The sequence below is a fragment of the Ferrimonas aestuarii genome (assembly GCF_005116665.1).
Classification (GTDB): domain Bacteria; phylum Pseudomonadota; class Gammaproteobacteria; order Enterobacterales; family Shewanellaceae; genus Ferrimonas; species Ferrimonas aestuarii.
This window is the reverse complement of the sequence record NZ_SWCJ01000005.1, coordinates 261336-275016: the sequence shown is the minus strand read 5'-3', so window position 1 is coordinate 275016 and position 13681 is coordinate 261336. Positions and strand designations below refer to the sequence as shown.

The 13681-nt window shown below is 50.0% G+C and carries 13 protein-coding genes; 4 read left to right on the top strand and 9 right to left on the bottom strand.

Features of this window, described 5'->3' with window-relative positions; all coding sequences use genetic code 11:
• Positions 1-4: 4 nt before the first annotated feature.
• From FCL42_RS10100 to FCL42_RS10090, 3 genes are all read left to right on the top strand, one after another.
• A complete protein-coding gene (locus FCL42_RS10100; protein WP_136863284.1) occupies positions 5-1396 on the top strand; it encodes a DUF1302 family protein in 1392 nt (463 codons plus the stop codon).
• 202 nt (positions 1397-1598) lie between these two features.
• Positions 1599-1823 carry a YgaP family membrane protein gene (locus FCL42_RS10095; protein WP_136863283.1) on the top strand — a complete coding sequence of 75 codons (225 nt, stop codon included), beginning with the start codon at positions 1599-1601 and terminating at the stop codon, positions 1821-1823.
• Positions 1824-1828: 5 nt separating this feature from the next.
• Positions 1829-2179, top strand: a complete 351-nt coding sequence (locus tag FCL42_RS10090) for a rhodanese-like domain-containing protein (protein WP_136863282.1) — start codon at positions 1829-1831, stop codon at positions 2177-2179.
• A 28-nt stretch (positions 2180-2207) separates the two neighbouring features.
• On the opposite strand, the gene rssA is transcribed toward FCL42_RS10090, so the two are convergent.
• Positions 2208-3170 (bottom strand): patatin-like phospholipase RssA, encoded by a 963-nt coding sequence (gene rssA, locus FCL42_RS10085; protein WP_136863281.1) that lies wholly within the window; start codon positions 3168-3170, stop codon positions 2208-2210.
• Positions 3171-3605: 435 nt separating this feature from the next.
• Here rssA and FCL42_RS10080 point away from each other — a divergent pair, with 435 nt between their 5' ends.
• Positions 3606-5165 (top strand): SulP family inorganic anion transporter, encoded by a 1560-nt coding sequence (locus tag FCL42_RS10080; protein WP_136863280.1) that lies wholly within the window; start codon positions 3606-3608, stop codon positions 5163-5165.
• A gap of 163 nt (positions 5166-5328) precedes the next feature.
• On the opposite strand, the gene FCL42_RS10075 is transcribed toward FCL42_RS10080, so the two are convergent.
• The 8 genes from FCL42_RS10075 to FCL42_RS10040 all read right to left on the bottom strand — a co-directional run bounded on the left by FCL42_RS10075 (position 5329) and on the right by FCL42_RS10040 (position 13525).
• Positions 5329-5775, bottom strand: coding sequence for a hypothetical protein (locus FCL42_RS10075; RefSeq protein WP_136863279.1), 447 nt, complete (start codon positions 5773-5775; stop codon positions 5329-5331).
• A gap of 208 nt (positions 5776-5983) precedes the next feature.
• Positions 5984-7942 carry a methyl-accepting chemotaxis protein gene (locus FCL42_RS10070; RefSeq protein ID WP_136863278.1) on the bottom strand — a complete coding sequence of 653 codons (1959 nt, stop codon included), beginning with the start codon at positions 7940-7942 and terminating at the stop codon, positions 5984-5986.
• A gap of 522 nt (positions 7943-8464) precedes the next feature.
• Positions 8465-8689: a S24/S26 family peptidase gene (locus FCL42_RS10065; RefSeq protein ID WP_267873234.1), complete on the bottom strand. Its 225-nt coding sequence runs from the start codon at positions 8687-8689 to the stop codon at positions 8465-8467.
• A 9-nt stretch (positions 8690-8698) separates the two neighbouring features.
• Positions 8699-9199: a superoxide dismutase, Ni gene (gene sodN, locus FCL42_RS10060; RefSeq protein ID WP_136863276.1), complete on the bottom strand. Its 501-nt coding sequence runs from the start codon at positions 9197-9199 to the stop codon at positions 8699-8701.
• A 1-nt stretch (position 9200) separates the two neighbouring features.
• Positions 9201-9392, bottom strand: a complete 192-nt coding sequence (locus tag FCL42_RS10055) for a hypothetical protein (protein WP_136863275.1) — start codon at positions 9390-9392, stop codon at positions 9201-9203.
• A gap of 24 nt (positions 9393-9416) precedes the next feature.
• Positions 9417-9746 (bottom strand): hypothetical protein, encoded by a 330-nt coding sequence (locus FCL42_RS10050; RefSeq protein WP_136863274.1) that lies wholly within the window; start codon positions 9744-9746, stop codon positions 9417-9419.
• Positions 9747-9937: 191 nt separating this feature from the next.
• On the bottom strand, positions 9938-10747 hold the full coding sequence (locus FCL42_RS10045; protein ID WP_136863273.1) for a glutathione S-transferase family protein: 810 nt from the start codon (positions 10745-10747) through the stop codon (positions 9938-9940).
• An 84-nt stretch (positions 10748-10831) separates the two neighbouring features.
• Positions 10832-13525 carry a multiheme c-type cytochrome gene (locus tag FCL42_RS10040; RefSeq protein ID WP_136863272.1) on the bottom strand — a complete coding sequence of 898 codons (2694 nt, stop codon included), beginning with the start codon at positions 13523-13525 and terminating at the stop codon, positions 10832-10834.
• Positions 13526-13681 lie beyond the last annotated feature (156 nt).

Below are 13681 nucleotides of genomic sequence, written 5' to 3'. Positions count from 1 at the left end.
CTGAATGAACGCCTTTTTGCCCCTAGGGCTCGTGCTCCTCACCCTGCCCAGTATCGCCATGGCTGAGAGCTCGCCCCGCCTTGATAAAACGGCCAATGACGGCTGGGCACAGACCAATCCCGAGGACGACTGGGAGCAGTGGGAGCAAGAGTGGTCCGAGCCTCAAACGAGCCCTTGGCGCACAATCACCGGCTTTGGTGAGCTAGGCGGCGGCAGCCGCCTGCAATCTCAACCATCGCTCTCAAACGATCATTTAGGCAGCTCAACCTTGGGCATGGGTCGGCTGCGCCTTGAGGGCGGCTATGACGGCGAGTCGGCCACCATCAGCTTTCGAGGCGAGCTTGGTTACGACTGGGTAACGGAAGATGCCATTAGCGAGTTTCGAGAGCTGGTCGTGACCAGCAGTATCAGCAGCAGCACCGCTCTAAAATTGGGGCGACAAGTACTGACTTGGGGCACCGGTGACTACCTGTTTCTTAACGACCTGTTTCCCAAAGATTGGCAAGCCTTTTTTGCCGGAGAGGACGACGAATACCTCAAGGCACCAATAAACGCCATCAAGCTGAATCAACGCCTTGGAAGCGCCTATCTGGATCTGGTCTACATGCCGGAGTTTGAAGCTGACAACGCCTTAATTGGCGAGCGATTTTACTTCTTCAGCCCAAACCAAGGCCAATTGGTGGCGCCAAACTATCGCGCTGAAGAACCCAATGACGACGCTGGGGCGCTGCGGCTCTACGGCGACTGGCAGGGCGTCGAGTTGGCTCTGTACGGCTATTGGGGCTACACCGGACAACCGGTAGCCACCACGCCCCAAGGTGAAGCGGTTCACAGCCGATTAAACGCTTACGGTATTAGTGCCCTTTCACCGGTTGGTCGCGGTTTGGTGAATATGGAACTTAGCTATCATCAAAGCCTTGGTGACAACAGCCCCTGTAACCAAAATGTCTGTTACCCAAACCTCGATAACGACAACCAGGAACCGCCACAAGGCGACGTACCTGAAGATAAGGTGCTGGCATTGATCGGCTATCAGCAAGAGATCAGTACGGGATTAACGCTGTCACTGCAGTACTACTTAGAGCACATTCGACACTATCAGCGCTATGTCGATGCACAGACACACCCGGAATACGCCAGTGATCAAAACCGCCAATTACTGACCTTGAGACTGGGCTATTTGGCCCTGCAAGACCGCCTTAGCCTCAACTTTTTCGGGTTTTACTCCCCCACAGACGAGGATTTTTACCTCAAGCCCTCCATCAGCTACCGCCTCAGTGATCAGTGGCAACTGAGTGCTGGCGTCAACTGGATGGATGGCAAACAGCAACATACGTTTTTCGGCCAGCTAGAGGAAAACAGCAATGGCTGGATGCGTCTGCGTTACTACTACTGAGCGCCTATGGCCTCTATCACCAATACCAATCTGGATAGGTAAATGGTCTGTCTAGTGCGATGAGGAAATCGATTCAATTAAGGCGCGAGATGCGATTGCTAGTGGTTCTAACAATAAATCTCGCAACGAAGAGTGAGTCGATTTAAGCAAGCAATAGTGACCCAATATTTATTCAGATTGGCATAATGTTAAGGAGAACAACATGAGTCAATTTTCCACCGAACGGGGCACCCTTCTGTTTGCCGGTATCATGGTGCTGGTATCTGTGGGCCTGACCCACTGGGTTTCACCGCTATTCTTCTGGTTCACAGTATTCATCGGTGCTAACCTAATCCAATCCTCATTTACCGGCTTTTGTCCCGCCATTTGGGTGATGAAAAAGCTGGGCATGAAAACAGAACAACAACTAGCCCATAAAAGAGAATAGACACTATGATTCGAGCCTTGCTTGCCTTGGTTTTATTGATCGCCTCACCATTGAGTTTTGCCAGTGAACGTGCCGAGCAGGCATGGCAGCTGATAAAGCAACAAGATGCGGTGATCATTGATGTACGCAGCCCAGGTGAATTTGCAGGGGGGCGCCTAAAGGGCGCCATTAACCTCCCTCATGACAGCATCGGTGAAGCCATCAGTCACCTGTATCTGGATAAAACTCAACCTATCGTGTTGTACTGCCGTTCCGGCCGTCGCTCCGGTATCGCTTTAGATACCCTGACTCAGAAAGGCTTTACCAATGTGGTCAATGGTGGCGGCATTGAGGAGATGCTGGAGGCTCAGCGCTAAGCCATTCTGACTCAAACGCTGTGCGAATTTAGCTGAGTCGATTCACTTCCGCTTCGATAACATGTTGAATTCGCATTACCGCCTCTTCCCCCGCCTGAATCGCTTCCGCCGCTCGCTGAAACTCCATGGTGTTGATCTCGGCGACTCTGGGCATCACCAACACATCAGGGGGATCGCCCATCAATCTGGCACGCTTATGACGCTGCTCTAAAATCTCCATCGATTGGTGCATCACCGCCAGCATATTCGGCTGACGCTTGACCTGTTCATCGCTGCTGGAAAAGCGCTCGGTAAACTCACTGATCAGCTCTTTGCCACTGGCCAGCAGATCCATAAAGCCATTGGAGCCGGTTTCCGTTTCCGGTTGGGGTAACGCTTGCACCGGCACCGGCTCAAGACGCACTGGCGCACTATTGCGATGACGCGCCTCTCCCGCTAGCGCGTCCCCATGCAGGTCGACGGCAATCACCAATTCGGCTCCCAAGGCTCGGCAGGCGGAAACCGGTACTGGGTTAACCACAGCGCCATCCACTAGATACCGTTCGCCAACCTTTTTCGGCTCCAAAAAGCCAGGAATGGAGCAGCTGGCACGCACGATGTCCTGCACCGAGCCTTGATCCAGCCAGATCTCCTGTCCGGTATAGAGATCCGTCGCTACCGCAATAAACGGCTTATTGAGCTCATCGACGCAGCCGATCCCTAAGGTTTCACTGGCGGTTTCAAACAACTTATTACCAGACACCAGCCCACCGCGGCCCCAGGAGAGATCCATCAAACTGACCACGTCCCAACTGGAGAAACTGCGAACCCACTGTTCCAGCTCATCCAGTTTATCCGCCGCATAGGCGGCACCCACAAAGGCACCGACGGAGCAACCGGCCACATAGGTCGGCATAATGCCGATGCGATTTAAGCCTCTTAACACACCGATGTGAGCCCAGCCTTTGGCTGCGCCGCTTCCCAGCGCGACACCGATCTTTGGTTCTGACATATTGAATCTGCCTCGTCCTGTCCACTGTTGCCATCATATCAACTATCAGGAAGTAGCAAAGTCATAAATAGGAGAGCCCCACTGTGGCCAACAACTATTCAATGGCCAATAATCCTTAGGTGTTTCCGGCACTATCATCCGCTGAATTAATAGAAATTTCCCGCAAATATACCCGCTAACAACAACAAAGCCAGATTAACCCTGAACTCGAACCACATTTACTTATATTTCATAAGGTTAATATCCTGAAATTTAATAGCAGACCTGACTTTATGGCCAAAGATAGCCGCATTCGTTTTGACGAATGCGCGGTTATAACTCAGACCTAAGCTAACATTGTCAAAATGTAATTATTTTTGACTAAGCTCACGAATAATGGCAGACTCGCCGACTTTTTAGTCGTCAATCAACTCTTATCACGTGGTGCATTAAGCAATGTTTGAGCTTAGAAGTAATCCCGATGCGTCGGCTAAGGCCGACATCCTTTCCGGATTGACCGTTGCCCTAGCCTTGGTTCCCGAAGCGGTGGCTTTCGCCTTTGTCGCGGGTGTCGAACCTATGGTGGGCCTGTATGCTGCCTTTATGGTAGGCCTGATTACCGCCGTATTTGGTGGTCGCCCAGGTATGATCTCTGGAGCCACCGGTGCGCTGGCCGTAGTGATGGTCAGCCTGGTTGCCGAGCACGGTGTCCAATATCTGTTTGCCACCGTCGTACTGATGGGGATCATCCAGATCGCCGCCGGTGCCTTTAAACTGGGCAAATTTATCCGCCTCGTCCCCCACCCGGTGATGTTGGGTTTCGTAAACGGCCTAGCCATCGTCATCTTCCTAGCTCAGCTTGGGCAGTTTAAGGTGGCTAACGAAGCCGGTGAAATGGTGTGGATGCACGGCAGCCAGCTTTATGTCATGTTGGGCCTGATTGCCCTGACCATGGCCATCATTCGTTACCTGCCTAAGCTAACAACCGCCGTACCGTCGTCTCTGGTTGCCATCGTAACCGTTACCGCACTGGTTCACCTTGCGGGCATTGAAACCGGCACCGTTATCGATTTTGTTCGCAACATGACCGGCGATGTGAACGCTAGCTTGTCAGGAAGCCTGCCTGAATTTGCCATCCCGATGGTGCCATTTACCCTAGAAACCCTGTGGATCATCCTGCCTTATGCCTTCATTTTGGCTGCCATCGGCCTGATTGAGTCGCTGCTGACCCTGACGCTGGTTGACGAACTCACTCAAACCCGTGGCCAAGGTAACCGCGAGTGTGTAGGCCAAGGTATGGCCAACGTAGTAACCGGATTCTTCGGCGGCATGGGCGGCTGTGCCATGATTGGCCAGAGCATGATCAACATTAACTCTGGTGGTCGCACGCGCCTGTCCGGCATCACCGCCGCCGTAGCACTACTGGCCTTCATCCTATTTGGCTCTAGCTTGATTGAGATGATTCCGCTGGCGGCACTGGTGGGCGTGATGTTCATCGTAGTACTGGGCACCTTTGAGTGGTCTAGCTTCCGCATCATGCGCAAAGTGCCTAAATCTGACGCCTTTGTGATTGTGTTGGTCTCTGCCGTAACCGTGGTAACCGATCTGGCCATCGCCGTATTGGTGGGTGTGATTGTCTCCGCCCTGCGCTTTGCGTGGGAGCACGCGACTCACATGACCACCCACACCAGCACCGATAAGTTCGGCCGTAAGGTATACAAACTGGAAGGTCCGCTATTCTTCGCCTCGACCACCAGCTTCCTCGACCGTTTCGATGCCAACAATGACCCTGAAGAGGTGATCATCGATTTCGCTGGCTCCCGCGTGTGTGATCACTCGGCACTGGAAGCGATCGATACCCTAGCTGAGCGTTACATGAAGCAGGGTAAACACCTGCATCTGCGTCACCTGTCTGACGAATGCCGCACGCTGCTGCAAAAGGCCGGTGATCTGGTGGAAGTCAACGTGATGGAAGATCCAACCTATAAGGTTGCCGCCGATGAGTTAGGTGGTTAATCGAAGTAGCCAGAACTTGGTTAGCTTTGTTTTTGGAAATTTCCGAAACAGAAGTTGCTGTAGTTTAAGACGCTTCCCATTGGCTACGCTAATGCGGTTAACACCATAACGGTAATAATAAAAAGCCCCTTAGGATTTTCCTAAGGGGCTTTTTTCTAGCATGCTAAGCCTGTGTTGTTAGCGAAAAAATACTGACATACTCAGCATCAGTTCGAGTAAACCCATGCCAACCACGATTGATAAAGGCTTGACGCACAGCGTCCCCAATCGACTTGGACACCACAACCGCGGCAAACCCATTTGCACCATGAGGAATGTTACCCAGCTTGTGGACATCTTGAGCGACACTGTCCATAAAGCGCTGTTCGTCGCCCTCCCTGAACTCACCAAAGGCCTTCAACTCTATCCATTGGTTACCACTAACAAGGTCGCAATACTGTGGGTTATTGGGGTATTTTACTTCTCGCTCTGTCGACTCTGCAGGTTGCTTAGTGACGTTCAAGTAGTACCACAATTCACATTGCAACCAACCTTCCCAACCGCCTTTACTCAAGCTTAACGCTGCTGCCTTTTGATTATTGACCACAGCGACAATGTCATTAACGTCCATGTTACCTCCACCACTAAGAAATTGATGATTGCCAATCTCGTTGACTCACTAAGCGTGGTTACCAAATCCGTTGTAAACAAGCGAGTAAGTTCAAAGTCTGCGTAAGAGATCTCTACTATGGCGCGACAAATTTAATGGGCATTGCCGTTGAATAACGCGAGCTCAAAAACAACAAAGCTCGCTAACGCGAGCCCTGTTGTATTCTGAACTAAGTCGTTTTGAATCGCCTCACCATCTGGTTAAGCTCCTGAGCTGATTGCGTCAGGGTTTCCGCATTGTGGTGTACCCCTTCGGAGATCCGCTCCACATTTTGCGTCTCCTCTTGGATATTCTGGATGCTGCGATTGATCTCCTCTGACACCAGATGCTGCTCCTCTGTAGCTGTGGCAATCTGGGTGTTCATCTCATGAATGGCAACCACAGAGTCGGATATGGAGTTAAAGGTCTGATCCACTGATGCGGTCACCTCAACCGTATCCGTTGACGCCGTCAAGCTTTCCCCCATCTGCTTAGAGACCTCATCGGTACGATTTTGCAGACGTTGTACTAAGGCATTGATCTCTGACGTTGAGTCCTGTGTGCGCTTCGCCAGCGCTCGCACCTCATCGGCCACCACGGCAAAACCACGGCCATGCTCTCCGGCTCGAGCGGCCTCAATGGCGGCGTTGAGTGCCAGTAGGTTTGTTTGCTCCGCGATCTCGCGAATGGTGTCCAAAATTAAGGTGATGTTTTGACTGTCTCGCTCCAGCTCTTTAATCACTTGGGTGGATGATTCAATCTTAGACGCCAATAAATTCACGCTTTCTACGGCTTTATGTATGCTCTGCTGCCCCTCAGTTACCATGCCTTGGCTGTGATTGGCAGCATCCGCTGCAGAAGTACACAAGCTGGCGGTTTCATTTGCCGAAGCCACCATCTCATTGAAGGCCGTTGACACCATCTCCACCACCTGACTCTGTCGTTGAGCCACCTGTTTTAACTCCGAAGAGACCGTGTTCGCCCCCTGAGCAACCTCGGTCACCTGCTCGCCAGAGTGCCCAATTTGAATTATCAGCTGCTTAATGGATCGCAAAAATTCATTGAAGTAACGAGACAATCGCCCAGTTTCATCGTTGGAAGTCACCTCAAGCTCCTTGGTGAGATCGCCCTCACCCTCGGCTATTTCCCTTAGGCTTCCACCCACTTCCGCTAAAGGTTTCACAATAACGTTAGACAATAGCAATGCCGCTGCAGTGCAGATCACCCCTAGCACGGCCATGATCACCAGCATCACCTCAACCATGGTGTAACTGGCGCTCATCACTTCATCTTTGCTGATTAGACCGATGAACTTCCAGCCTAGGGCATCAGAGTAATGAACGTTGGCCATATAGGTTTCCCCATCCAGCTCAATCTCAATCACGCCATGTTTGGTTTGCCCAAGCAGCTGATAGCCTTCTCCTAAACTGGCAATATTTTTAAAATTGTTGTCTGGGTATTTGGCATCGGCTAACACATTGCCTGTATCTTCAACCATCATGACGTAGCCGGTTTTACCGATGCGGATCTCTTTAACCAAATTGGTAAGGTCATTAAGAGAAACAACAATCCCGGTAATTCCTAAGTCAGTGGTGTTTTTCCGAGGATAACTAATCACAGTACCAACTAAAGTGACATCATCCCCCGAATAATAATAAGCAGGCGTTCTCGCTAGATTTCCATTATTTTTTATTGCTGTGGTATACCAAGGGCGAACCCTAGGATCATAGCCTGCAATATTATTGCCTTTTGGCCACTGGATATATTCCCCTTGTTCGCCAGCTGCGTGCACGTAAGCGTAATTAGAATGGGAATCTCCAAGCTGTCTTAAACGCTCGAAAATTTGTTGCTCAACCCAACCATTTTCGTCTGGCGTCATTGGCCCTTCCGGTGCCGATAGATAGCTGGTCACACTGTCGTCGAGACGATACAGCTCTTCACCTTCTAGCAAGGATCTGACGTTGTTCTCGATCTCTTGAAAGTAAACACTTACCAGCTCATCAACATGCTTCATCTCCGCACTGCTGCGCTCGACAAAACTGGTAAGAGCCTGCTCTTGGACTCGATTCATCACAAAGCCAGTCACCACCAGACAAGGCAACAAAGCTGCGGCAATTAAGCTAAATAATAGCTTCTGTTTAATACTCATATACTCTCTGTTCGCTTATCTGAACTGACACTATCCACAATAAAGAAGACTTAAGAACGCGAAACCGCACTTAAGATATATAACGTTTTATAAAGAACACACCATCAATGTTCATTCTAAGTAACTGCGACTTTTGGTCGTAGAAAATTTAGACTTGGCGACTAAATTTGCCCGTGACGCTCACAATTTGGAATTCGGTACAAATTATGTCCACAACTGAAACATGATAAAAATGACTCTTTAATAGACGAGCTAAATCGGAATCACAATAGCGAACGAGAAGTTGAAAAAATTATTCAAGGATGACATCACAGAAATGCATCACTGACTCGAATGGCTGTCAGATTTAAATGCTAAAAATTCAAATCTTCACCAAATTCTCATTTGATGTCTATCGGTGTGATTGAGAGAGTTGAGCCAAGGCGAAAACCACAATGATGGCTCAAAATATCGAAGAATAGGCGCCCTGTTAGTGATCGTGTCGAACCGCGAAGATTACCTTAGCACGGATCTGCTGCGGCTTTATCCAACCAATTTGGCTGGATGGTTTCCACGAACCCAAACGTCACCATTGCTGGCCACTTCGACAACGCGTTTAACCATAATTGGGTAACACTCATGACTAAACACGATGTTATCCCCAGGTTTAAGCCGCCAAAACAGGCGGCTGGTTACCACAAAATCACCATCAGCAAGATCCGGTTCCATACTTTGGCCTTTAAGCCTAATGATACGAAACGGCCACATCATGGCATTCTAATCCAGTTTAGGGTACACAACCTCTTCCGCAGGAGGATACGGACAGGTGGCTGTGAAAGTAGTTACTCCTTTGGTCTGCCAGAATATATCCGCAAATTCGTTGACCAACGCCAATAGCTGGACCGTCATGTCTCGGTCTACATGCTGCTTCGCCTTAGAGGCTTGCAGCATAATGTTATGAGTAAGCTGGTGAATCTGTGGAAATGCTTCGAGCTGAGGTTGTTTAAAGTAATCACCCCAAATCACGCGAATCGCTTCTTTAACTTCAACCCCGTGCTGCTCTTTCTGCGTCACCAAGCGCGACAAAGTGGCTTGCTCTGACAAACTCAGAGGCTGCTTAGCTTCAAGCTCTTGAATCAAATCCACCATGCGAATCATGGTCAGAACACCAATTTGCGCCGTTGACGGATCGTAAATTTTACATGGAATGTCACAATGAGCAGAAGCCTGCTCAAACTTCATCACCTTATCCAGCCGCGCCAATATCGAATGCAGCATATTATTGCTCCTCCTTTCGGCGAATTTGGCCTTTTCGCTTCCACAAAAACACCCCAAGGCCAATGACACCGGCGATACTCAGCGCAAAACCCAAGTGCACAAAATTGCTGATCCAGTGGGAGTGGTCATGGCCAGGGTGAGCCACAGCCACACTGGAAAAAACTAAAGCCATTAGAGAGATAAATAGTCGCATATCACGCTCCATGTCGAGATGAAATTAATGAATCCGTTTTGGTAATTCATTGAGGGTGTGAGTCAGTCGTTTCAATCTTTTTTTGCCGTCGACCACAAAGCGCCCTAGGTCGCTACTCACCTGCTGATTTAAAAATTGATTCCACTGTACCGTGACTTGAGAGATGCCGGTCACCAATGCCACTTGCTGGGTCTGGCTGCTGGGACGACCACAAAGACTGTTCAATGTAGAGAGACAGAACTCAAACTGCCTGACACAGGCGTCGGCATCCCCAAGTTCACGATGACAATCGATAAGATAAAATTGGCTGAGAAGTACCTGAGCAAGCGCTCGTTGAGGCTGTTCCGAAAACACCGCATTAAACTGCTGCTGTGCCAGGATAGATGCTTGACGATGATGAACGATGGCAGCCCACAGGACACAAAAAAACCGCCTTCAAAGTACTGAATAGCCGCTATCCGTCACCGAGGTTCATTTGCGATTTAAGATTCGAATATGCCTTCTTCATACACAGGTCTAGATAAACTACCGAAATAGAACTGTTCTCAAGATTCAGCAGCCCCTTTTATCCTTAAAAATGTGCGTTTTATCAACAACATAACTTTCATCAACCAAAGCGGCACATTAGGAATTCGGGTTTTGCTGTTGTAAGCTGGCCTGGCCTTGATTCGCGCCATCCAGGCAACCAGGTAAGGATAAGAAGACAGATCGAAATTCAGGACCTCAAGAAACAGAAAGTTTGCAATCCAGGCAATATCCGCCAGGGAGTAGCGATTCCCAATAAGATAATCTTTACCCTTTAATTCTGCGTCCATCTGAGCACAGAGTTTTGATATTCGCTCTATAACTTCCAGCTTTTGCTTTGAGGTCATCCCATCAGGATATTTGGTGTGGAATTCATAGAGTGCAGGGTTATGTTTCCGGTACCACTCCAGGTCCGGCTGCGAGCAAGGCCTGCCTCCGACGACCGCATAAAAATAAGACTTGTTGTAATCAATATGAGAGTCACAAGCCAAACGGACGCTGTTCCACATCAGCTCGATGTCACTTTCGTTCTCGGGTAAAAATCTCTGTTCTGGAAACTGTTCCTCCAGATACTTCAGAATATGAAAAGAGTCACTGACGGCTACTCCATTATGGATAATGGCCGGTATAGTGCCACCGGGGCTGATCGAGGTATAAGGCTCTTGCAAATTCTCAGAACGCATAAGGTTTACCCCATGACTCCGCCAATTGAGCCCCTTCTCCTCCATCAAGAGGGTTACCCTCATGCAGCTGTTGGAATAAGCACCACCGTAATAGTGCACCCCTTGCAAAGAGGCCAACTTACTGCACCTTAACTGTTCAATGGCCATGTATACCTCCAATGGTCACAATGATTAAAAGAAAAAAGCAAAGGCACAATGGCCTTTGCTTTTGACTACAGTGACGACCAATAATTAATGCTTGTTGTGCACCTTCAATACGTCGTATTGCTTACCACTGCCGTGGCAAACACCGCACGACTCTACGCCCAGGGCCTCTTTGGACTGAGCCAGCCCGGGTCCCCAGTTGTCGGTTCCAGCATCGGGCAGAGGATCACCGTTTTCGTCGCGCAGATAGCTGTTGCCATCAAACTCAACCACGGTGGCACCATTGCTCTTAAAGTGGGCCAGCGCAGCTTTGTCTGTATGAGCGTGACAACCTCTACAAGCTTCGGCGGTAGGCGACACATAGCCCTTCCACAGCAGATCTACCTGTGACTTCAACATCTCACGCTTTTCGTCCTCTGGCAGCTCATAGGCTACTTTAAAGGCTTCAAGCTGCGCCTGCTCCTGGGGCATACCGTCGGCCATCAGCTGTTGCGTGATCTCACCAACCTTCAAGATAATAGGACTCATGCTTCTGTTGTAGGTGTTTGAACCAACAAACACATAACGACGTCCGGATCTCAGGCCGCCATCTTCGGCAAAGAGAGGCTGCTCTTCCAGGTGACAGGTATCACAGCGGGTTTCACGAGCCGGGAAGCTTACCAGTTCCAGATTTTCATCCCTGTGCACTTCAGGCAGGCCTACATGCGCAGGTTTTCGGTCATACATACCGTTATGGCGACGGTGAACTGCGGTTGCAAAGTCACGAGTATTGTACTGAATTTCCGGTATACGCTTAAACTTAGGCAAACCGGCCAACAATGGGCCATAAGGCAGTGGCAGGTCATCTGGGTAATGTTCGCCCATATCATGCTCGAAGTCAGGATGGAAGGAGCCTGCCCAGTTGTTGTTGTGGCAATCGAAGCACTGGCCTAAGTGAGACACCCCATAGAGCTTCCCAACGGGGATGTTATCGTGACACTGCTGGCAGCGGCTTTCATTCACAGAGATGCTGTCTTCCTTGGCCTGACGAGGCAGAATGGCGTTCTTCTGACTCACCTCAAGCCCCATATCCAGGGAAGGCTCATCGAAGTAGTAGTTCTGCATGTCTACTTGTACGGCGTCGATCAACCCCTCTTGCATCCAAGCTTTCTGCTTAATCGCGTCAAACCCGCTGGGGCACGGCTCCACATCACCATCTTTAGTGCACAGGGAGATTTGAGGCGCAATGTAGAAGCTCTTACCCTTGAGGTTCAGGTGAGAGTTTCTGGCAGGCAGCTTGATCAAACCACCAACAGATGGGGTACCACTGATGTCCACCTCACCCAATTGGGTATTGTCGAAGACATTGTGAGCTTCAGAGGCACGAGTCGGCATACCATGTACATCGACGGTACCGATTCTCAGTTTTGACAGGCGACTGCCCACCCCTTTTTGATAGACAGGGGAGTAATCCTTGAAGTCAAAGCCGTCGGGTACTGGCTGGCCGTCCTTGGTAACTTTCAGGGTCAAAGACAGCTCATCACGAACCTGTCCATAAGGATCAATGGTGCCGGTATCCTCGGAGTATTCCACACCGACAATCTCAACCTTCAGACGCTTATTCGCCTTAGCACGGTCACCCACATGGTGATCACGCGAGATCTTATCGGGGCTGTGGCATAGTGAGCAGGCCTCATCATTCTCCATGGTGCTGTGGTCAACAAAGGTGTTGGGCCATTCTTCCTTGGGCTGAGCATGACAGGCTTCGCAGGCATCCATGCTGGGCGCAGTCTTGTAAGCATCGCCATTATCGTGACAACGGGTACACTCACGAATTTCACCAGGGAAGGAGATCATGGCGAACTTTTCTTTGGCCTCTCCAGTCAGCCAATGTAAGTTATCATAGCCACGATGGATGCGGTGGATCATGGGGCCCAAGTCCGCGTTCCAGCCAATCGTCGGGTCATTTTCACCACCGGCAACCGCTGGGGTATGACAGACACTGCAATTTTCCAGTTTTTGGAAGTTATCGTGGGCCTTCCAATTATCGATGCGCAAGTCACCCTCGGGGTAACCATCCAGATCTTTGTGGCATCGAATACAGGCAGCATCGGTCACAGAGCTGCGCTCTGCCGTAGCCAAACTGGAATCAGCAGGCAAAAAGTCCACGGGTTTGGTTAACACCTTGGTATTGAGAAACTCACCCTGAGGGGCACGAATACCCTGCAACTGCAGCATAATACGATGCACCTCTTGGCCGGAGTTTTCCGCCATCACCACAGGCGCATTGCCCTCTCCCTGCCACTTCAGGGAGTATTGACCAGGTGTGCTCTCATCAGCAATCAGGTGACACGGGGTCTCCACAGAGACATTTTCCTGGTCCAGGCCCTGCCCATCAATGCCGCAAGAAAGGCCGTTGCCCGCCTTGTTGTATTGAGTATGGCTTACCCACTGCACGGGCGCACCCACTAATGGATCAGAGTTGTTGCTGTGCTCACTGGCCACATACAAAATGACTGTCTTCAAGCCAACGAACGGCAACATCTTTCCAGTATCGCTCTTGGCAGAAACTTGAAACTTTAAAAGATTTTTCTGTCCTGCGGCTAAATTAACGTCTGCCAGCTCAAAGGCAGCTGACACCATACTAGCCTCAGCTACTCGAGAAAGGGTTGCACCTACGTCCGGTGCAGGATCGCCAGGATCGCCCTTATCCCCTTTGGGTCCTTGATCACCATCACTGCAGCCGGCAATGGCAATCGCAAATAGCGACGACATAAGCAGGCTCGTATAAGTTCGTTTCATCATAATCTCCTGATTTCTATAATCAACAGATCGCAGCCACACACCTCGTAGATACCTTAAGAGCACCAACCATTGTAGGCAATATGATTGGCCTTAAAAAACTAGAAAGCCGACTGTAATCTGCAACCAAGAGTCTATAGAGTTGACCCAACGCCC

Excerpts from the sequence above, each read along its gene's own strand:
- FCL42_RS10100 (WP_136863284.1), top strand. The coding sequence starts at position 5 with ATGAACGCCTTTTTGCCCCTAGGGCTCGTGCTCCTCACCCTGCCCAGT.
- FCL42_RS10095 (WP_136863283.1), top strand. The coding sequence starts at position 1,599 with ATGAGTCAATTTTCCACCGAACGGGGCACCCTTCTGTTTGCCGGTATC.
- FCL42_RS10090 (WP_136863282.1), top strand. The coding sequence starts at position 1,829 with ATGATTCGAGCCTTGCTTGCCTTGGTTTTATTGATCGCCTCACCATTG.
- rssA (WP_136863281.1), bottom strand. The coding sequence starts at position 3,170 with ATGTCAGAACCAAAGATCGGTGTCGCGCTGGGAAGCGGCGCAGCCAAA.
- FCL42_RS10080 (WP_136863280.1), top strand. The coding sequence starts at position 3,606 with ATGTTTGAGCTTAGAAGTAATCCCGATGCGTCGGCTAAGGCCGACATC.
- FCL42_RS10075 (WP_136863279.1), bottom strand. The coding sequence starts at position 5,775 with ATGGACGTTAATGACATTGTCGCTGTGGTCAATAATCAAAAGGCAGCA.
- FCL42_RS10070 (WP_136863278.1), bottom strand. The coding sequence starts at position 7,942 with ATGAGTATTAAACAGAAGCTATTATTTAGCTTAATTGCCGCAGCTTTG.
- FCL42_RS10065 (WP_267873234.1), bottom strand. The coding sequence starts at position 8,689 with ATGTGGCCGTTTCGTATCATTAGGCTTAAAGGCCAAAGTATGGAACCG.
- sodN (WP_136863276.1), bottom strand. The coding sequence starts at position 9,199 with ATGCTGCATTCGATATTGGCGCGGCTGGATAAGGTGATGAAGTTTGAG.
- FCL42_RS10055 (WP_136863275.1), bottom strand. The coding sequence starts at position 9,392 with ATGCGACTATTTATCTCTCTAATGGCTTTAGTTTTTTCCAGTGTGGCT.
- FCL42_RS10045 (WP_136863273.1), bottom strand. The coding sequence starts at position 10,747 with ATGGCCATTGAACAGTTAAGGTGCAGTAAGTTGGCCTCTTTGCAAGGG.
- FCL42_RS10040 (WP_136863272.1), bottom strand. The coding sequence starts at position 13,525 with ATGAAACGAACTTATACGAGCCTGCTTATGTCGTCGCTATTTGCGATT.